Annotated in this window: 19 protein-coding genes; 14 read left to right on the top strand and 5 right to left on the bottom strand. The window is 55.5% G+C overall.

Annotated elements, in window-relative coordinates; translation table 11 throughout:
- The first annotated feature begins 42 nt into the window (after positions 1–42).
- A complete protein-coding gene (locus KHQ28_RS10505; protein ID WP_032418196.1) occupies positions 43–876 on the top strand; it encodes an ABC transporter permease in 834 nt (277 codons plus the stop codon).
- Positions 873–1,730, top strand: coding sequence for an ABC transporter permease (locus KHQ28_RS10500; RefSeq protein ID WP_032418194.1), 858 nt, complete (start codon positions 873–875; stop codon positions 1,728–1,730). Before KHQ28_RS10505 ends, KHQ28_RS10500 begins: the two co-directional genes overlap by 4 nt.
- Positions 1,731–1,776: 46 nt before the next feature.
- On the opposite strand, the gene KHQ28_RS10495 is transcribed toward KHQ28_RS10500, so the two are convergent.
- Positions 1,777–2,058, bottom strand: a complete 282-nt coding sequence (locus KHQ28_RS10495) for a YjcB family protein (protein ID WP_004177826.1) — start codon at positions 2,056–2,058, stop codon at positions 1,777–1,779.
- A gap of 506 nt (positions 2,059–2,564) precedes the next feature.
- Here KHQ28_RS10495 and KHQ28_RS10490 point away from each other — a divergent pair.
- Complete coding sequence (locus KHQ28_RS10490; protein WP_004177824.1) at positions 2,565–4,169, top strand: EAL domain-containing protein; 1,605 nt, start codon at positions 2,565–2,567, stop codon at positions 4,167–4,169.
- On the opposite strand, the gene soxS is transcribed toward KHQ28_RS10490, so the two are convergent.
- On the bottom strand, positions 4,154–4,483 hold the full coding sequence (soxS, locus tag KHQ28_RS10485; RefSeq protein ID WP_032418193.1) for a superoxide response transcriptional regulator SoxS: 330 nt from the start codon (positions 4,481–4,483) through the stop codon (positions 4,154–4,156). The genes KHQ28_RS10490 and soxS overlap by 16 nt on opposite strands.
- 84 nt (positions 4,484–4,567) lie before the next feature.
- Between soxS and soxR the strand changes: the two genes are divergently transcribed.
- The 4 genes from soxR to KHQ28_RS10465 all read left to right on the top strand — a co-directional run bounded on the left by soxR (position 4,568) and on the right by KHQ28_RS10465 (position 9,486).
- The gene (gene soxR / locus KHQ28_RS10480) at positions 4,568–5,026 is read left to right on the top strand and encodes a redox-sensitive transcriptional activator SoxR (RefSeq protein WP_002885077.1); all 459 of its coding nucleotides are present in this window, start codon (positions 4,568–4,570) and stop codon (positions 5,024–5,026) included.
- Between the two features lie 259 nt (positions 5,027–5,285).
- The gene (locus tag KHQ28_RS10475; RefSeq protein WP_002885078.1) at positions 5,286–5,954 is read left to right on the top strand and encodes a glutathione S-transferase family protein; all 669 of its coding nucleotides are present in this window, start codon (positions 5,286–5,288) and stop codon (positions 5,952–5,954) included.
- A gap of 388 nt (positions 5,955–6,342) precedes the next feature.
- Positions 6,343–7,692, top strand: coding sequence for an NCS2 family permease (locus tag KHQ28_RS10470; RefSeq protein WP_002885079.1), 1,350 nt, complete (start codon positions 6,343–6,345; stop codon positions 7,690–7,692).
- Positions 7,693–7,839: 147 nt separating this feature from the next.
- Entirely contained in the window at positions 7,840–9,486 is a 1,647-nt protein-coding gene (locus tag KHQ28_RS10465; RefSeq protein WP_002885082.1) for a Na+/H+ antiporter, read from the top strand.
- Positions 9,487–9,648: 162 nt separating this feature from the next.
- Here the strand turns inward: KHQ28_RS10465 and KHQ28_RS10460 are convergent, their stop codons facing one another.
- Positions 9,649–10,530, bottom strand: a complete 882-nt coding sequence (locus KHQ28_RS10460; protein ID WP_002885085.1) for a LysR family transcriptional regulator — start codon at positions 10,528–10,530, stop codon at positions 9,649–9,651.
- Between the two features lie 105 nt (positions 10,531–10,635).
- On the opposite strand from KHQ28_RS10460, the gene KHQ28_RS10455 reads away from it, so the two are divergent.
- The 7 genes from KHQ28_RS10455 (at position 10,636) to KHQ28_RS10425 (ending at position 17,784) form a co-directional block, all read left to right on the top strand.
- Complete coding sequence (locus KHQ28_RS10455; RefSeq protein WP_002885086.1) at positions 10,636–11,043, top strand: CidA/LrgA family protein; 408 nt, start codon at positions 10,636–10,638, stop codon at positions 11,041–11,043.
- On the top strand, positions 11,040–11,729 hold the full coding sequence (locus KHQ28_RS10450; protein WP_002885088.1) for an LrgB family protein: 690 nt from the start codon (positions 11,040–11,042) through the stop codon (positions 11,727–11,729). The genes KHQ28_RS10455 and KHQ28_RS10450 overlap by 4 nt, the downstream gene beginning before the upstream one ends.
- Positions 11,730–12,239: 510 nt before the next feature.
- Positions 12,240–12,797: a fimbrial protein gene (locus tag KHQ28_RS10445; protein WP_004192602.1), complete on the top strand. Its 558-nt coding sequence runs from the start codon at positions 12,240–12,242 to the stop codon at positions 12,795–12,797.
- Between the two features lie 60 nt (positions 12,798–12,857).
- Positions 12,858–13,547, top strand: coding sequence for a fimbrial assembly chaperone (locus KHQ28_RS10440; RefSeq protein WP_032418191.1), 690 nt, complete (start codon positions 12,858–12,860; stop codon positions 13,545–13,547).
- The gene (locus KHQ28_RS10435; protein ID WP_032418189.1) at positions 13,501–16,080 is read left to right on the top strand and encodes a fimbria/pilus outer membrane usher protein; all 2,580 of its coding nucleotides are present in this window, start codon (positions 13,501–13,503) and stop codon (positions 16,078–16,080) included. Before KHQ28_RS10440 ends, KHQ28_RS10435 begins: the two co-directional genes overlap by 47 nt.
- Before the next feature lie 35 nt (positions 16,081–16,115).
- On the top strand, positions 16,116–16,667 hold the full coding sequence (locus KHQ28_RS10430) for a fimbrial protein (protein ID WP_044816513.1): 552 nt from the start codon (positions 16,116–16,118) through the stop codon (positions 16,665–16,667).
- A gap of 19 nt (positions 16,668–16,686) precedes the next feature.
- Entirely contained in the window at positions 16,687–17,784 is a 1,098-nt protein-coding gene (locus KHQ28_RS10425; protein WP_004178296.1) for a type 1 fimbrial protein, read from the top strand.
- A 46-nt stretch (positions 17,785–17,830) separates the two neighbouring features.
- On the opposite strand, the gene actP is transcribed toward KHQ28_RS10425, so the two are convergent.
- Together actP and KHQ28_RS10415 are read right to left on the bottom strand one after the other, a co-directional pair.
- Complete coding sequence (gene actP, locus KHQ28_RS10420; protein WP_024623073.1) at positions 17,831–19,483, bottom strand: cation/acetate symporter ActP; 1,653 nt, start codon at positions 19,481–19,483, stop codon at positions 17,831–17,833.
- On the bottom strand, positions 19,483–19,794 hold the full coding sequence (locus KHQ28_RS10415; protein WP_004177812.1) for a DUF485 domain-containing protein: 312 nt from the start codon (positions 19,792–19,794) through the stop codon (positions 19,483–19,485). Before KHQ28_RS10415 ends, actP begins: the two co-directional genes overlap by 1 nt.
- Positions 19,795–19,954 lie beyond the last annotated feature (160 nt).

Here is a 19,954-nt window from a genome sequence, read left to right as displayed (position 1 = left end):
CCGCAGTCCCGGGCGCTTGCTTGTGCTGACGCCAGGTTTATTATGTCCAGTTCATTAAAATATCTGCTGCTGGTTGCCCCAGCGGCGCTGATGATCGCGATCCTGTTTTTGTATCCGCTGGGGTTTTCGCTGGTCTCGGCGTTTACCGCGCCGGGACAGCCGTTCACCCTCGATCACTTCCGCAAGGTCTATGCGCTCTACGCCAGCGATGTGCTCTTTTCGCTGCTTATTGTGCTGATCTCGGTGGCGCTGTTAGCGCTGCTCGCCATTACCCTGTCGGCAGTGATTGCGCTGTCACCCTGCCGACCCGTTGTGCGTCTGCTGGGTTTTTTGTATCGCCTGCCGCTGTTTATTCCTTTTATCGTTGTTGCCCAGATGATGCGCACTTTTCTCGCCAAAAATGGCCTGATGAACAATGCGCTGGTGGCGGCCGACCTGGTCACGCCGCTGGATACGCTCTCCTGGCTGGGATGGAAAGGGATAGTGATCACCTTTGTCTGGAAGCAACTGGCCTTTGCCACGCTGCTGATCTGCGGGGCGATGGCGGCGCTGGAGTCGTCGCAGATCCTTGCTGCACGTAATCTTGGCGCCTCCCGGCCGCGGATCCTGTTCGATATCATGCTGCCGCAGGTCCTGCCGACTATCGGCGTGGCGCTGGTGCTGTCGACGGTGACCATGATGTCGGTGCTGTCGGTACCGTTGATGATCGGCGTGGGAACCCCGACGATGCTAACCGTGGATATGGCGTTTCGCGTCAATTCCTATGGTGATTACGCGGTGGCGAATGCGCTTGGCGTGGTGTCGCTGGCGATCTGCGGCGCGCTGTCGTGGTTTTACCTGCGCCACAGCCTGCAGCAAAAAGGCGGTGAATCATGAAAGCGCTGGCCCTCGTATCAACCTCGGCATGGTGGGTGAAAGGGCGCCGTAAAGTGCGCGCCAGTCCGGTGCTGCAGACCCTGCTGCTGCTGTTTATGCTGCTGGCGATGTTTGGTCCGCTGCTGAACCTGTTGATCTGGACCGTAGCGGAAAGCTGGTATTTTCCCCATTCGCTGCCCAGCCGGTGGGGGCTGAAGTACTGGTATCAGGTTTTCAATCCATACAGCGATGTCTCCAGCTCGCTGTTAACCAGCGTGCTGATCGCTCTGTTATCGGTGGGGGTCTGTTTGCTGATTTCCGTACCCGCCGGCTATGCGCTTTCCCGGCGGAAAATGCCATTACGGATGCTGTTCATGCTGCTATTTCTTATCCCGCAGGCCTTTCCTAACCTGACGGTATACATGAATGTTGCCCGATTGTTTTATCAGTGGGGATTGAACGGCAGTATCGCAGGGGTGGTGCTGGTGCATAGCGTCCACGGTCTGATGTACTCGGTGTGGATCTGTGTGGCCGCGTTTTCAGCCATCGACCCGCTGCTGGCGCGGGCATCGCGTAACCTGGGCGCCGGACCGATGTATACCTTCTGGCACATTGTGCTGCCGCAGGCGGCGCCGGGGATCATTGCCGCCAGCATCTTTGTTTTTCTGGAGTCGCTGGATGAGTTTACCGGCACTTTCTTCGTCGGGGCGCCGGATATCACCACGCTGCCGCTGCTGCTCTATAACGCCAGCATGTCGGGTAACTATCAGGTCTCGTCGATTACCGCGCTGATTTTGCTGGCCCCATCGTTGCTCTTTATGGTGGTGATCCATAAATTTATGCGTCCGGAGATGATGGCCAAATTAGGGAAATAAGGGCTGCAGAAAACGAAAAAGCTTCCCGTCGGGAAGCTTTTTAACCTCAGGTCATCATCATTGGCCATTCTGGCGGTGTCTGACTCATGACTTCAATCATCACATCTTTGATATTGCCCCAGATTTTGGCCATATCAAGCAGGGTGATACCGAGCAAACCGGTGGCGAACCAGCAGGCGGCGGCCAGGCCGAGGCAGCTGCAGATCACCGCCAGACCGGCGTAATCGCTTTTGCGAAGCTGAATATTCAGTGAGCTGGCGAGAAACATCAGTACCGCGCTCACCAGGGGCCAGCGCAATAATACGACACTGGTAGTAATGGAAGCCATTAACCTATCCTCAAAGAAAGTCGGGAGCCATGGACGACCTGACGCGACTGACGATGGCATAGCGCTCTGGTCTCAACTGGCGTACTAGAGAGTGATGAAACGCCATTTCTGTTTCATCAACTTGTGTGAACTATATCACACTTGGCGCTTTATTCACCAGTCAAAAGATGAGCTTTTGCTGCGTTTAATAACTATGAAGTTTGTGTGGATATTGGTGAGCAACCCCGGGAAACATATTTTCATTCACTGCCTAATGATTATTATTCTGCGGGTTTTATTACCTGTTCTTGTTTATTACACGGAGAAACCGAGTCAGATGCGCGTCTATTCTTAATCTTGCCGGAATATCTTCCGAATACCTGATAAATAAGTATTATTCATCACCATCAGAGGTAAAACTGACGCTCGTGAGGGCTGTCGGATGTCAGCTGATGTCTATCGCAATCGCGATTGCTAACGTGTTCGGGCTACCTTAATTAAGGCATATCGCATGGATGTAAGCGTAAATGGGTGACAGTGCGCCGCATAAGGCGCTAAGACTCATCGGAACAGGTTTGGTTATTTTATTGCCAGTGGTGCTGGCATTGTGGTTTGCCCAGCTGCGGGCTAAAGCCGAAACCATTGATCAATTACACTCATTTTCGCAGCTGGCGCTGCAAAAAACGGAAATGGTCATCCGGGAAGCGGATCAGGCTCGGGCTAAAGCCAGCCAGTATCGCGGTGAGTTGTGTTCAGCGGATCACCAGCGTTATTTACTGCATATTGTGCGCGGCCTGCTGTATGTGGAAGATCTGATCTACGCTAACGGCCAGCGCTTTATCTGTTCAACGTCCGTTCATCAGCAAACCGGCTGGCGGATGCCGGCGGCTAATTACACCAAAAAGCCGGATGTCGCGATTTACTATTACCGGGACACGCCGTTTTATCCAGGCTTTGCCATGAATTATATGCAGAAGGGGCCCTATGTTGTGGTGGTTAATCCCTTCTCGTACAGCTCGGTGATCGCCAGCGACCGCGATTTAGCCTATGGCGTTTTCGATACCAAAACCAACCTCTTTTTCTCGGTAAGTAACAATGTCGAGCCCGCGGAACTCCATGCGTTAATTCGCGAAGGCGATACCTTTTTTAATCAGAATGGCCGGGTGTATACGATCGCCCGCTCCGCTATTCGCCCCATCGCCGTCATTATGTCCACCTCGCGGGCCAGCTACTATCACAACTTTTGTGACCAGGCCAGTCTGACGCTGCCGCTGGGGATAATTTGCAGTATTTTACTGGTGCTGGTGTGGTCGCGCACCCGCCGACAGTATCACTCGCCGCGCAATATGCTGCAGCGGGCTCTGAGCTGCCGCCAGCTGCGCCTGCACTACCAGCCGATTATCGATATTAAAAATAACCGCTGCGTTGGGGCGGAAGCGCTGCTGCGCTGGCCTGGGTTTGACGGTCCGGTGATGAACCCGGCGGAGTTTATTCCGCTGGCGGAAAATGAAGGCATGATTGCCCAGGTCACGGACTACGTGGTGGATGAACTGTTTTATGAAATGGGTGAGTTTCTGGCCAGCCATCCACAGTTGTATATAGCCATCAACCTCTCTGCGTCGGATTTCCATTCGGCGCGGCTGATTTCACAGATCAGTGAGAAAGCGCACAGCTACGCGGTCTGTATCGGACAAATCAAAATCGAAGTGACCGAGCGCGGGTTTATCGACGTACCGAAGACCACGCCGGTGATCCAGGCGTTCCGCGAAGCAGGCTATGAAATTGCCATCGACGATTTCGGCACCGGCTACTCGAATCTGCATAATCTGCACGCGCTGAACGTCGATATCCTCAAAATCGATAAAACCTTCGTCGATACGCTCACCACCAACAACACCAGCCACCTGATTGCTGAACATATCATCGAGATGGCGCGCGGGTTGCGGTTAAAGACGATTGCAGAAGGCGTGGAGACGCCGGAGCAGGTAAGCTGGCTCTACAAGCGCGGCGTACAGTATTGCCAGGGCTGGCTGTTTGCGAAAGCGATGCCGGCGCGGGAGTTTATGCAGTGGTTAGCCAATGCTCCCGCGCCCGCGAACGTGCCTCAGCCGCCGCGTCACGCGGAGATCTGATGGCGATAGTCGCTGGGAGTGCGGTCAAACTCGCGGCGGAACACCCGGGAGAAGGTTTGCTGCGAGACGTAGCCCAGATCCATGGCGATATCAAAGATCGGCCGCTGGGTGGTTCGCAACGCTTCCGCCGCCAGCCGCAGGCGGCGCTGGCGAATATAGTCCCCCAGCGTCTGATGCATCACGGTACGGAACATCCGCTGCAGGTACCACTTCGAGTATCCTGACTTTCTGGCGACTATATCAATGTTAAGTGGTTGATCGATATGTTCATCAATCCATTCAATCAAAGTTTGAATAATATCCTGATGGGACATAAAGCGGCCTCTCTCAATTCTCGATTCGTCGTTTTGTCTGCAGGCGAGTATAATTCCTCAAGTTAACTTGAGGTAAAGCGCTTTATGGAAAAGAAATCACCCCGCATCAAAATGCTGTTGACGCCTGGAGAAGTGGCAAAACGAACCGGCGTGGCGGTCTCGGCCCTCCATTTTTATGAGAGTAAAGGATTGATCCACAGTCAGCGGAATGCCGGCAATCAGCGGCGCTACCGGCGTGACGTTCTGCGCGCGGTGGCGATTATCAAAATTGCGCAACGTATTGGCATCCCGCTGGCCACTATCGGCGACGCGTTTGGCGTGCTGCCGGAAGGGCACAATCTCAGCGCAAAAGAGTGGAAGATGCTGTCATCGCAGTGGCGTGAGGAGCTGGATCGGCGCATTCATACCCTGACGGCGCTACGCGACCAGCTCGACGGCTGTATCGGCTGCGGCTGTTTATCGCGACGCGACTGCCCGCTGCGCAACCCGGGCGATAAACTGGGGGAAGAGGGAACCGGCGCCCGGCTGCTGGAAGACGAGTGATAAAACTAAAGCGCCACAACTGGGCGCTTTAGTTGTTTTCCGGTCTTGGTCTTTCGCATTATCTCGCTGGTTCGCGAGAGGGTTTCCCCCGACGTCGACGTCCCTCAGTATTGCGCAATCTGTTGATGGAGGTTCCGGTTTGCGTCGACACTTTAACTATGGCATCTGTCGTCGCTTTTTCCTCACTATTTTGCTGAAATTTTCCCGGCAATGAGCGCCTGTTTCTATAGTTAATTTGAACAAACTACGGGAGAGGCTCATGCTGACGGTACATCATCTTAATCAATCACGATCGCAACGCGTACTGTGGGCACTGGAAGAGCTGCAGCTGCCTTATCAGATAGTCCGCTATCAGCGGGAGAAAACGATGCTGGCGCCGGCGGCGCTAAAAAAAATCCATCCGTTGGGCAAATCACCGGTACTGGAAGACAACGGCTATGTGCTGGCGGAGTCCGGGGCGATCCTCGAGTATTTGCAGGAAACCTGGGACAGCGGCGGGTTGTTGAAGCCGCAGGGAATTGACGACAAACTGCAGTACCGCTTCTGGCTGCACTATGCCGAAGGCTCGCTGATGCCGCTGTTGTTAATGAAGCTGGTGTTCGCCAGCCTTGGCAAACCCCCTGTGCCCTTTGGCGTTCGCTCGCTGGGTTCGCTGCTGGGCAAGGGGATACAGAAAACGTGGCTCGATCCGCAGCTGGCCACCCATGCGCGGTTCATTGACGACCATCTTGCCGCGCGGCCATGGTTCGCTGGCGAGCGGCTGAGCATGGCCGATATCCAGATGAGCTTCCCGGTGATGGCATTGTTGGCGCGCGGCGGCATGCATGACCTTGTCCATATCGAGGCCTGGCGTCAGCGAGTGGAACAGCGACCGGCCTGGCAACGCGCCATCGAGCGCGGCGGCCCCTTCACCTTACCCGGCGCCTGAGATATCAGCGGATCCGATGACATCGATAAATGAAAGCAACTCACTAAAAAATTGTTAGCGGATTGCGCATGGACGATAACGTTTGCGCATCGTCTGGTTGTTTTCTGTTCGTCATAAGCGAAATTTAGCGAAATACGATAAACATCGGTTGAAAAGGGTTATCTAAAGGCCGGATAATCGTTTGCCTTTCTGTTTCGCTCCCCCTTTTTTCTGCTGTCCGGGGGAGGCGATAAGGTTGACCACCGTAGTGTATGCGCGGAGTTAAACGTTTGCTTTTTTGCGGCCCCCCTGGCGCTGCGATTCGGTACATGGAGATCGCGTTTAACTGGCAGTGGACGGTCCACCACGCATATCAACGAACGATAAAAATTTTCAGGGGAAGTTTTCTATGTCTACGCCTTCAGCGCGTACCGGCGGCTCATTGGACGCCTGGTTTAAAATTTCGGCGCGCGGCAGCACCGTGCGTCAGGAGATTGTTGCAGGTCTTACTACCTTTCTGGCGATGGTGTACTCCGTCATCGTGGTGCCGGGCATGCTCGGTAAAGCGGGCTTCCCGCCGGCCGCGGTGTTTGTCTCGACCTGTCTGGTAGCGGGCGTTGGCTCGCTGGCGATGGGATTATGGGCGAATCTGCCGATGGCGATCGGTTGCGCTATCTCGTTAACCGCCTTCACCGCCTTCAGCCTGGTGCTGGGGCAGCAGATCAGTATTCCGGTAGCCCTCGGCGCAGTATTCCTGATGGGGGTCCTGTTTACGGTGATCTCGGCAACCGGCATCCGCAGCTGGATCTTGCGTAACCTGCCGCAGGGCGTGGCGCACGGTACCGGGATCGGCATTGGCCTGTTCCTGCTGCTGATCGCCGCCAACGGCGTTGGTCTGGTGATCAAAAACCCGCTGGACGGTTTGCCGGTGGCGTTGGGCAACTTTGACAGTTTCCCGGTGGTGATGTCGCTGATTGGCCTCGCGGTGATCATTGGTCTGGAAAAAATGAAGGTGCCGGGCGGCATTCTGCTGACCATTATCGGCGTGTCGATTGTCGGCCTGATTTTCGATCCCAACGTCCATTTCTCCGGCATTTTCGCTATGCCATCCCTGAGCGATGGCCAGGGTAATTCCTTGATCGGCAGCCTGGATATCGTCGGCGCGCTCAACCCGGTCGTGCTGCCAAGCGTGCTGGCGCTGGTGATGACGGCGGTCTTTGACGCCACCGGCACCATCCGCGCGGTGGCTGGCCAGGCGAACCTGCTGGATAAGGACGGACAGATCATCAACGGCGGTAAAGCGCTGACCACCGACTCCCTGAGCAGCGTCTTCTCCGGTTTAGTCGGGGCGGCGCCGGCGGCGGTTTATATCGAATCGGCGGCGGGTACCGCGGCCGGTGGTAAAACCGGTCTGACCGCGGTGACGGTCGGTGTCCTGTTCCTGCTGATCCTGTTCCTCTCCCCGCTCTCTTATCTGGTGCCGGCCTACGCGACCGCGCCGGCGCTGATGTACGTTGGCCTGCTAATGCTGAGCAACGTGGCGAAAATCGATTTCAATGACTTTGTTGACGCGATGGCTGGCCTGATCACCGCGGTGTTTATCGTGCTGACCTGTAACATCGTGACGGGCATCATGATCGGTTTCGCGACCCTGGTTATTGGCCGTCTGGTCTCCGGCGAGTGGCGCAAACTGAACCTCGGCACGGTGATTATCGCTGTGGCGCTGGTGGTGTTCTACGCCGGCGGCTGGGCGATTTAAACCCTTCGTGCTCCTCACGGGCGGCTCAGGCCGCCCGTTTTATTTTTAAGCCACATCCTGTTTCCATTTGCGTTAATCTGGGTAGCGTATGATTCACAGGCACGACGCCTTACAGGTATAAAAGAAAACGCAGCAAACAGGGAACACATGGAAATATTCTTTACCATCCTCATCATGACCCTTGTGGTCTCACTCTCCGGGGTAGTGACGCGCGTACTGCCCTTTCAGGTTCCACTTCCACTGATGCAAATCGCCATTGGCGCGCTTCTGGCGTGGCCGACCTTTGGTTTGCACGTTGAATTTGATCCAGAGCTGTTTCTGGTACTGTTTATCCCGCCGCTGCTATTCGCCGACGGCTGGAAAACGCCAACCCGCGAATTTATTGAACACGGGCGCGAGATCCTCGGCCTGGCGCTAGCGCTGGTGGTCGTGACGGTGGTCGGCATCGGCTTTCTGATCTACTGGATTGTGCCGGGCATTCCGCTGATCCCGGCGTTCGCGCTGGCGGCCGTGCTGTCGCCGACCGACGCCGTGGCGCTTTCGGGCATCGTTGGGGAAGGGCGGATACCGAAGAAAATCATGGGCATTCTGCAGGGGGAGGCGCTAATGAACGACGCCTCCGGCCTGGTCTCGCTCAAGTTTGCCGTCGCGGTGGCGATGGGCACCATGGTCTTTACCGTTGGCGGCGCCACCGTAGAATTTCTGAAGGTGGCGATTGGCGGCGTGCTGGCCGGGTTTGTGGTGAGCTGGTCGTATGGCCGCTCGATGCGCTTCCTCAGCCGCTGGGGCGGGGATGAACCCGCCACGCAGATTGTCCTGCTGTTCCTGCTGCCGTTTGCCTCCTATCTGATTGCCGAACATATCGGTGTCTCCGGCATCCTGGCGGCGGTAGCGGCGGGGATGACCATCACCCGTTCCGGCGTGATGCGCACCGCGCCCTTGGCCATGCGCCTGCGCGCCAACAGCACCTGGGCAATGTTGGAGTTTGTCTTCAACGGCATGGTCTTCCTGTTGTTGGGCCTGCAGCTGCCGGATATCCTCTCCAGTTCGCTGGTGGCGGCGGAGGCCGACCCCAACGTTGAGACCTGGATGCTGTTTACCGACATTATCCTGATCTATGCCGCGCTGATGCTGGTGCGTTTTGGCTGGCTGTGGTCGATGCGTAAGCTCAGTCAGCGCTTCCTGAAGAAGAAGCCGATGGAGTTTGGCTCCTGGACTACGCGCGAGCTGCTGATCTCCTCCGTTGCCGGGGTGCGCGGGGCGATTACCCTCGCCGGTGTGCTCTCCATTCCTCTGCTGCTGCCTGACGGGAATGTCTTTCCGGCGCGCTATGAGCTGATTTTCCTCGCCGCCGGGGTGATCCTGTTCTCGCTGTTCGTCGGGGTGATTGCGCTGCCGATCCTGCTACGTCACATTGAATCGAGCGATAATGTGCAGCAGCGGAAAGAGGAGCGTCTGGCGCGCGCGGCAACGGCTGACGTGGCGATTGTGGCGATCCAGAAGATGGAAGAGCGTCTGGCGGCGGATACCAAAGAGAATATCGATACCCAGCTGCTGACCGAAGTCAGTTCGCGGGTGATCGGTAACCTGCGCCGGCGCGCCGATGGACGTAACGACGTGGAAACCTCTATGCTCGAAGAGAGTCTGGAACGCCGCTTCCGCCTGGCGGCGCTGCGCTCTGAGCGCGGCGAGCTGTATCATCTGCGCGCCACCCGGCAGATCAGTAACGAGACGCTGCAGAAGCTGCTCCACGATCTCGACCTGCTGGAAGCGCTGTTAATCGAAGATCAATAACCTGTAATCCGGATAGCGCGACGCTTATTCGGACTACTGGCGAGACTGCAGTAAATGTGTAGCCCCGGTAAGCGTTAGCGCGACCGGGGGAAACCCGGGCAGCGGCGCAAGCGCCTGACCCGGGCTACCCCTTCCCTTGCGGAACGCGTTGTCACCAGAGAATTATTCCAGCCAGAACGCTTTGCTGCACGTCAGCCAGGCTTCAGCGCTGCGCGACATATATACGCCTTCCCGCCAAATCATCCCCAGCTCCCAGCGCAGCTCGCTTTGCAACGGGATCCAGCAAAAATTCTGCCGGTCGAGACGCTGGCAAATCGGTTCCGGCAGGATCGCTACGCCAATGCCCGCCTGCACCATGGCGGCGAGAAAATCCCACTGGCCGCTGCGCACCGCGATACGTGGCTTCACGTCATGCTCGGCAAACAGCCGCATCAGCTGCTGGCTAAGGGCAAATTCCTCGTTGTAGATAACCAGCGGATGCGACGCCAGCTCGGCCGGCGAGAGCGAGGTTTTACCTTCCCACTCCGCGGTCCTTGGCGTCAGGACGCACAGCGGGTGATTGAACAACGGCAGAATGGTGAGGCTGCTATCCTCCTCGACAGGCAGGGCGGTCATCGCCATATCAAGTTCGCCATTACTGACCGCCTGCTGGACCGTCAGGCCGCCAAACTCGGCGATCTTCAGCTCGACGCCCGGGTAGCGCTGGCGGAAGCGACTGATCGGTTCAGCCATCAACATCCCGACCATCGGCGGAATGCCAAGCCGCAGCACCCCTTTATGCAGGTGGTTGATATCGCTCAGCTCTGACTCCAGCTGGCTGAACTCGCCCAAGATCGCCTGGCCGCGTTCAAAAACGACGCGCCCGGTATCGGTGAGCAGCAGTTTGCGGCCGTCGCGGATCAACAGCGTGCAGTTCAGCTCATCTTCGAGATTCTTGAGCATCTTGCTGATGGTGGGCTGTGTGACAAACAGCTTTTCCGCCGCGCGAGTAAAACTCTGCTGACGAACCACTTCAACGAAATAGCGCAGCGTTCGGATATCCATAATTATTCCCTGAGACTATACCTGCGATGATTTTAATTCATTTCTGTCCGCTTCGGCGGCTCTCTATACTGCTCGCCTGACTTCTTTTTTTCAGGACTATCGCACATGGCCTTCGCGCCAGCTCGCGTTGCCCCCGCCGTGGCGCAACGACTTCAGATCCCGGTACAGGTACTTCTCTACGTCGGGTTATTCATCTTCGCACAATATCTGGTGAACAGGTGGCAGGTACCGCTGCCGGCTAACCTGGTCGGCATGGTGATGCTCCTGCTGCTGATCGTCTGCCGGGTGATACCGGTAAGCTGGGTGCGCGCCGGCGCCCGCTGGCTGCTGGCGGAGATGCTGCTGTTTTTCGTCCCGGCGGTGGTCGCGGTGGTGAACTACGCCCAGCTGTTGATGGTCGATGGTTGGCGGATTTTTCTGGTGATTGCCTTAAGCACGCTGATGGTGCTCGGCGCCACCGCCTGGGTCGTTGACAAGGTCTATCGTTACGAAGTGGGCAGGTTAAAAAAATGAGCGATGCCGTGCTGAGTATCCTGTGCCTGGTGGCGACGCTGGTCCTCTATTACGCCAACAAAAAACTGTATCGCCGTTTTCATAAACTCCCTCTGATGCCGCTGGTGTTCACGCCGATCCTGCTGGTGCTGATTCTGGTGGTAGGCCACATCTCTTATCAGAGCTATATGGGAGAGACCCACTGGCTGCTGTGGCTGCTGGGCCCGGCGACCATCGCCTTTGCCGTTCCGGTGTATGAAAATGTCGCGGTGATTAAACGCCACTGGATGTCGCTCAGCGCCGGGGTGGTGACGGCGGTAGTGGTGGCTGTCACCAGTTCCGTATGGCTGGCGCGCGGGTTTATGTTGTCTGATGAAATTCAGCGTAGCCTGGCGGTGCGCTCGGTGACCACGCCCTTTGCGCTGGCGGCGGCGAAACCGCTCGGCGGTCAACCCGATCTGGTGGCGCTGTTTGTGGTGATCACCGGCGTGTTTGGCATGGCGGTGGGAGATATGCTGTTCTTACGTCTTGCTATCCGGGAGGGGATGGCGAAAGGAGCCGGGTTCGGCGCGGCTTCCCATGGTGCGGGAACGGCGCGCTCGTATGAGCTGGGCCAGCAGGAGGGCGTGGTGGCCAGCCTGGTGATGATGCTGTCAGGCGTAGTGGTGGTGCTGGCTGCGCCGGTCGTCCGCTGGCTGCTGTTTTAACATTATCGCCAGAGTGAATGTTAATAAATATTGAGGAGAGGAATAGCTATCGGCTATTCCCTGTTTTTGTTATTGATGCATTTAACGGTTCATCATAAAAGATTAAGCCAATTCTTATATCAGCACTGACTTTGTAACTAAATGTTTCTCTGCATGCCCGTATTTAATTATGGGGCAAATATTATATAAATATCCAATTATCTTTGCGAATTTTATAACTTTATAACTCTTTGATTTTTATGGTTTTGAGTATGGCCACGCATGCGTTGCGATGTTATGTCGCAAAAAATCAATTTTTACATTAATAATTGAGTTCTTACCTCATGCTAGTTATTATTTTTACGCGAGCTTGTATTATTGAATGGATTCAAATGCTGGTCGTTTATTTATGAATAATATTAATTGTCATAAACCATATGTCATGTAAATACATGCATGACGCCGCGCTGCTTGAATTTCATTCTCTAATATCGCTGCATAAAGCAATTGACGGACTGATTGTCGTTTATAATGGATATGGGAATAAATATGAAGATGAGTAAAAAATTTCTGGCGGGTGCCCTGATTTTCTCTGCCTGCAGCGCGCTGTCTACCGTTGCGCAGGCTGATAACACCATTACCTTTAATGGTATTGTTTCCGATACCACCTGTACGGCGACCATTGATGGCGGTGTAACGGCTATTGATATGGGCACCACCTCAGTGGCGGATCTGAAAGCGTATACCTTCGGCGCTGCCAAGAACTTTTCCTTTAGCTTAGCTGATTGCCCGACCGCGGAAGAAGGTGGCAACAGTATCGCCCGCGTCACTTTTGGCGGTGTTTCCGATACCGCGAACAGCGATTATTTTAAAAACCAGGCAACTGATGAGCCGGCAACCGGCGTCGCTGTGGCCCTTTTCGACGAAGCGGGCAATGTGATGAAGAATAACGAAGAGGGTTCTGATGTTGATATCTCTTCGGGTGCAGCAACCATTCCGTTCACCGTAAAAATGGTGAAATCGGGTGATGCCGATCCGACGAAAGGTACCGTTCAGACAACCGTGACTTATAACGTGACCTATCATTAATTCGGCTTCTTGTTGAATGGAGAAAGGGGAATCGCCTGCTATTCCCCTTAAATTAAACATATGAGATATCCTTTTTTTGCGATCGGTTTATTGCTGTCTTCTTCCTTCGCGCAGGCCAGCGTGGTCGTTGGCGGTACGCGTCTGGTTTTTGATGGTACGAAAAATAACGCTGTAATAACGGTTGAGAATAAAGATCAGAACAGCAATATCGTTCAGTCCTGGCTCTCGGTGGTTGATGCAGCCTCACCTGCCAAAGACGCATTTATTATTACGCCGCCGCTGTTTCGTCTCAAAGCCGGGGAGAAAGGATTTGTCCGCGTAGTTCGATCAGGAAAGAAATTACCCGACGATCGCGAGTCGATGTTTTGGCTCAATATTAAAGGGATCCCGGCAACAGAATATGTACCTGATAAAAATGTCGTACAGTTTGCGATTAATTCGAAAATAAAATTGATTTATCGACCCGCTGCGTTAAAAGGTAATACACCGGAAGCGTACGCTGAAAAATTACAGTGGGGGAAAGAGGGGGCGTCGGTGACGGTAAAAAATAACTCACCGCTGTATATGAATTTCTCACAGGTTAGCCTTAACGGTAAAAATATTTCTGGCGCATGGTTTGCTGCCCCGTTTTCCATCTTAAAAATACCCGTGCAGAGTAGCCTGTCGGCGACAGGAAAAAAAGAGATCACATGGAGCGTGATTAATGATTATGGTATGTCAGGGAAGAAATATACCGCTATCATTCAGTAGCGTTGAGCTGCTATTTTCAACTAAAAGTATCTGCGTCGCTATTATTCTGTGCCTAAGTACTCTACCCTCTCGCGCGGAGGCCGGCGAATATTTCAACCCAAATTTACTCGAAGTCGCCGAGAGTCCTGCGGCTTCGGTTGATCTATCCTATTTTTCGCAAGATGGCATACCGCCGGGCACCTATCACCTGGATGTTTACATCAACGATAAGTACGTCAGTTCAGACTCGCTGACTTTTCAGGAAATTAGCCATGACGCAGGCGCGACTGCTTCTCCCTGCCTGTCCGCGGAGTATCTGAATTCATGGTTGATTAATACCACCGCCTATCCGCAGTTGTTCGAGGCAGGGGAAACCTGCGCCCGGCTGTCGGCGATCCCCGGGATGACGTTCTCGGTATCTCTTGCCCAGCAGCGCATTGATTTTACCGTGCCGCAGGCCGCCATGCTGAATCGCCCCAGAGACTATATTCCCGAGAGCCAGTGGCAACAGGGGATCAACGCCGGTCTTCTCAACTATAGCGTCACCGGGCAGCGTAATGCGCCGCGGCATAACGGCGCCACTATCGACAGTCAGTTCGTCAGCCTGCAGCCAGGGCTGAATCTGGGACCATGGCGCCTGCGCAACTACAGCACCTATAGCCACAGCGATAACAACAGCCGCTGGGAGTCGGTTTACTCCTATCTTGCCCGCGATATTCACACCCTACGCAGCCAGCTGGTGGTCGGTAATACGTATACCTCTTCCGGCATTTTCGACAGTTTGAGTTTTACCGGTCTGCAGCTCAGTTCGGACAAAGAGATGCTGCCGGATAGCCTGCATGGCTTTGCGCCGACGATTCGAGGGATCGCGCGCACCACCGCGGAGGTCTCGGTTTATCAGAATGGTTACAGCATTTATAAAACCACCGTCGCTCCCGGCGCCTTTGAAATTAACGATCTGTACGCCACCGGCAGCGCCGGCGACCTGTACGTCAACATTAAAGAGTCTGACGGCAGCGAGCAAAACTTTGTGGTGCCTTTCGCGTCGCTGGCGATCCTGCAACGTGAGGGCCAGCTGGACTATGCGCTGAGCAGCGGCAGGACGCGATCGGGTAGCTCCGACGATAAAGAATATAACTTTATTCAGTCTTCCCTGGCCTATGGCGCCACCAGCAACATCACTCTTTATACTGGTTTCCAGCAGGCGGAAGATAAATATACCAACCTGTTGTTAGGCGCTGGCTTTAATCTCGGTACTATCGGTGCGCTGTCGTTTGATGGCTCTCAGTCGTGGGCCGACGTGAAAACCAGCGATACGGCCTCGTCAACCAGTAAAGAGCAAGGGCAATCGTATCGCGTCCGCTTCAGTAAAAGCTTTCTGCAGACGGGCACCAGCTTTTCCGTGGCCGGTTATCGCTACTCCACCTCGGGATATTATTCGTTTCAGGACTTTGTCGATAACTCTTCCACACAGGGCGACTGCTGTACGCAGAGCGGCAGAACGAAAGGCCGATTTGACGCATCGCTGTCGCAGACGCTGTTTGGCTATGGTTCGCTCTCGCTTTCGTTGGTCAATGAGACCTACTGGGACAGTTCGCGTATGGAATCGGTGGGCGTGGGTTATAGCGGGTCGATTGGCAAGGCCTCCTACTTTATTAACTATTCCTATAACCGCAATGTGCAAAGCAGCGATGACAGCGACAATAACCGGCCGGCCAGCGATACGGTCGTCTCCCTGACGTTAAGTATTCCGCTTGGTGAGACGCTTTCGGCAAATTACACCCTGAACCATGGTCGGCATAACGACACCACGCACAGCGTGGGGCTCAACGGCTCGGCGTTCGAGGATCGCTCCCTGAACTGGAGCTTGATGGAAGGGTACAACACGCAGGATAAAAGCACCTCCGGTAACCTCAGCGTCAACTACCAGAGTTCGAAAGGGGATGTGGCTGGCAGCTATGGCTACGACCGCTACAGCAATCACTACAACTATTCGCTGCGCGGGGGCATGGTCGCCCATGCGGGCGGACTCACGCTATCACGCTTTCTGGGCGAGAGTTCTGCGCTGGTCGAAACGCCTGGCGTCAGCGATGTGACAGTGCGCGGTCAGACAAACGTGACGACGGATGCCGCCGGATATGCGGTGGTGCCTTACGTCCGTCCGTACCATCGTAACAGCCTGGCGCTGGATGAACAGGAAATACCTGGCGCTGAAGTGGATAACGTCGCGAGAACGGTGGTTCCGACGCGCAATGCGATCGTCAAAGTGAAGTACGACACGCGAATTGGCTATAAGGCGATGCTCACCCTGCGTACCCGCAATGGCGTGGTGCCTTTCGGCGCGCTGGTGACCCTCGATAATGATCACGGTAGCGCGTCGCGCAGCAATATCGTTGGCGATGAGGGGCAGGTGTATCTGACGGGGCTGCAGAAAAAAGGCCAGCTGTTAGCGCGCTGGGGGGAGAAAAGCAGTGAGCAGTGCACCGTTCATTATGACTTCTCCAGCATGGCTCTTGGCGACGATATTCTGTTCTATCAGGCCGAATGTCGGTAATGGATGCAGGTTTTCAACATGGAAGAGGGGCTGATATGAATATGCGAGACGGCAGCACAAGGGGCCTCCTGGTGGCCAGCCTTTTGCTGCTCTCCCTTCCGGCGCTGGCTTATGAGGGCAGCAGCACGGTCAATTTTAACGTCACGGGCACCATCGAAGCGCCTTCCTGTGAGGTGGCCGTGGAGCCGTCGAACAGTATCGATTTAGGCACCGTCTCCTCGCAGACGTTCTCCGGACATGCCGGGGCGAGCGGCGCCAGCGTGCCGGTTAAGCTGGTCTTTTCCAGCTGTTCCGCCGATGCGTCGGCGGTGACCATCGCGTTTAGCGGCACCAGCTTCGATAGCACCCACGCTTCAATCTATAAAAACTTCCAGACTGGCAGCAGCGGTGCCAGCGGCGTCGGTTTGCAGTTGCAGAGCATGGCCGACCAGCAGCCCCTTGGCCCCGGCGACCAGTATCTCTATACCTTTGGGGACGATGCGGATATCCATACCTTTAATATGGTGGCACGTATGTATTCGCCCTATGGCCAGGCGAACCCCGGCATCGTCGGGTTTACCGCCACGTTTGATGTGGTCTACAAATAATATTTCGACAGGGATGAGTATGAAAAAACTGATCTTCTTATGCATGCTGGTACTGTGCCCCCTCTATAGCTGGGCGACCTGCAGCGGAACTAACTCTGGCGATGTCTCAATGACCAACCTGCCGGAAAAGATCCTGGTCAACGCCGGGAGCTATACCGCCGGCACCGTGCTGTATGACTCGGGAAAAATTACCCGCGCGCAAACAGCATTTACCAACTGTCAGGGCAACGTCTATGCGGTATTTGCCTGGTCCTCGAACAATGCCGGGGCGCTGATAGGGGATAATATCTATGCCACCTCGGTGCAGGGGATTGGCCTCCGCGTCAAGGTGTGGCTCAATATCAGCGGTGAATATGAAGGTGATACTGATGATTTCAGCCCCGACTCGCAGGTACATTATATCGGGGATGTGAACTATTACCTCGGTAAGCCTACCGGTCTGTTTGATTATTATGCCTCGACCCATTACACCCCGGCATATCAGCTGCAGCTGGTGGCCACCGGCGGCGCTATTGCCAGCAACAGTCAATTATCGTTCAGCGATCCGGTGGCCACGGTATCGGCAAAAGATAATGGCGGGACAATCTCCATTTCCCGGCTGCACATTAGCGGCACCACCAGCATCCAGATGATCCCGATGGGATGCATCGTTAGTAGCAATAATCTCAGTTTTTCCATGGGCAGCATCAATGCCAGCGAGTTTAACACGGCGACGAAAGTGGGGTCAGCACGCCAGTCTTTGACTCTCTCCTGCGAACCGGGGACCAACGTCTCAATGAGAGTGGCGGCGGCGCAAGCGAGTGGGGATAACCCTGGCAACACGGTGATGGCCTTAACGGCAGGGGAGAATGTCGCCACCGGGGTGGGGGTTCAGTTGAATATGGATGGCGAAGCGCTGCCGTTAAATACCGATATCAGCCTCTATACTTCGAGCCGCACGACGGTGACCAACAGCGGCGCGGACGCCAGCTACAGCTATTTCACCAATCCCGACAGCCCCGGAGGCGCAGCGGCCATGCAGACGCTCGCTTTATCCACTAACTATTACAGGACGGGGAGCGCGGTGACCGCGGGGACAGCCAACGCCACCGGGGTGATCACCTTTACTTATAACTGAGGGGAGAATCCCTTCCCCGAACGATGCCGGGGAAGGGAGAGGACGATTAATGCGCCTGGCCGCGTTCGATACCGATCCCGGTTTGTGAACGGATAAACTGGGCGCGGAACTGCTCGCGCTCGCGCATCCCTTCCGGTGAGTTATCGGTGGCGGAGAAGACCCAGATGCCAATGAACGCGATGGCAATGGAGAACAGCGCCGGATATTCATACGGGAACAGCGCTTTCTCATGGCCGAGGATCTGCACCCAAATGGTGGGGCCGAGGATCATCAGAATGACCGCAGTCAGCAGGCCCAGCCAGCCGCCGACCATCGCGCCGCGGGTGGTCAGCTTCGACCAGTACATCGACAGCAGAATAATCGGGAAGTTACAGCTGGCGGCGATGGAGAAGGCCAGGCCGACCATGAAAGCAATATTCTGATTTTCAAACAGAATACCCAGCAGAATGGCCACCACCCCAAGGATCAGTACGGTGATCTTGGAGACCTTCAGCTCCTGACGCTCGGTCGCGCCCTTGCGGAAGACGTTGGCGTACAGGTCGTGCGACACCGCTGACGCGCCGGCGAGGGTCAGGCCCGCCACCACCGCGAGGATAGTGGCGAAGGCTACCGCAGAGATAAACCCGAGGAACAGGTTGCCGCCAACCGCATCCGCCAGGTGCACCGCCGCCATGTTATTGCCGCCGATAAGCTGTCCGGCCGCGTCTTTAAACGCCGGGTTCGCGCCGACCAGCATGATGGCGCCGAAGCCGATGATAAAGGTCAGGATATAGAAATAGCCCATAAAACCGGTGGCGTAGAAGACGCTTTTACGTGCTTCTTTGGCGTCGCTCACGGTAAAGAAGCGCATCAGAATATGCGGCAGGCCAGCGGTACCGAACATCAGACCAAGACCCAGAGAGAGCGCGGATATCGGATCTTTCACCAGTCCGCCGGGACTCATAATCGCCGCCCCTTTCGGGTGGACCGCCATCGCCTCGGTAAACAGGTTATTGAAGCTGAAGCCGACGTGCTTCATGACCATAAAGGCCATAAAACTGGCGCCGCACAGCAGCAGAACCGCTTTAATAATCTGCACCCAGGTAGTCGCCAGCATGCCGCCGAACAGGACATAGAGCACCATCAGCACGCCAACCAGCACTACGGCGACATGGTAATTAAGGCCGAACAGCAGCTGGATCAGCTTGCCGGCGCCCACCATCTGGGCAATCAGATACAGGGCCACCACCACCAGCGAACCGCAGGCGGAGAGGGTGCGGATCGGCCCCTGCTTCAGGCGATAAGAGGCGACGTCGGCAAAAGTGTAGCGGCCAAGATTGCGCAGACGTTCAGCAATTAGAAACAGGATAATCGGCCAGCCGACGAGAAAGCCCAGCGAGTAGATCAGCCCATCGTAGCCGGAGGTATACACCAGCGCGGAGATACCGAGGAACGACGCCGCTGACATAAAGTCGCCGGCAATCGCCAGCCCGTTCTGGAAGCCGGTAATATTGCCGCCGGCGGTGTAGTAATCGCTGCGCGAACGCACCCGTTTTGAGGCCCAGTAGGTGATGTACAGCGTCAGGGCGACGAAAATCAGGAACATGACAATCGCCTGCCAGTTGGTCGGCTGGCGCTGTACCGCGCCGGTAATAGCGTCTGCGGCGTGAGCGCCGAGGGGCAGCAGCGTGGCGGCGAGCGCCGTCAGGACTCTCTTGATCATGCTTTTACCTCGTTGAGAACGCTTTTGGTCAAACGGTCGAATTCACCGTTAGCTCGCCAGACATAAATACCGGTCAGGATAAACGAAATGACGATCACGCCAATGCCGAGCGGGATCCCGCGGGTGACGCTGGTTCCGGCGTGCAGCGGGGTGCCGAGCCAGCCGGGTGCAAAGGCGATAAGCAAAATAAAGCCCACGTAGATCACTAACATAATCACTGACAGAATGGCGGCAAACCGTTGCCGTGATGCAACTAACTCCCTGAAATGCGCACTATTTTCTATCCGCTGACAAAGTTGTTCATTCATCTTAGCGTCTCCAGAGGTCTCCCTTTCGTCATCCACTCGGCGGACGCTGGCGACAGCAACCCCTCCGGCGACGGAGCCGGGACAGGTTTTGCTGACGGCGTTCCTGCGAGTGAAATCCTGGGGGAGGGACTTATTTTTATCCTCTCCCCGGAAGGGGAGA

Origin of the sequence: Klebsiella sp. 28, from assembly GCF_018223905.1 — a bacterium.
Lineage (GTDB): Bacteria > Pseudomonadota > Gammaproteobacteria > Enterobacterales > Enterobacteriaceae > Klebsiella > Klebsiella pneumoniae.
Note: the sequence above shows the minus strand (reverse complement) of the source record. Positions and strands in the feature narration are given on the sequence as shown.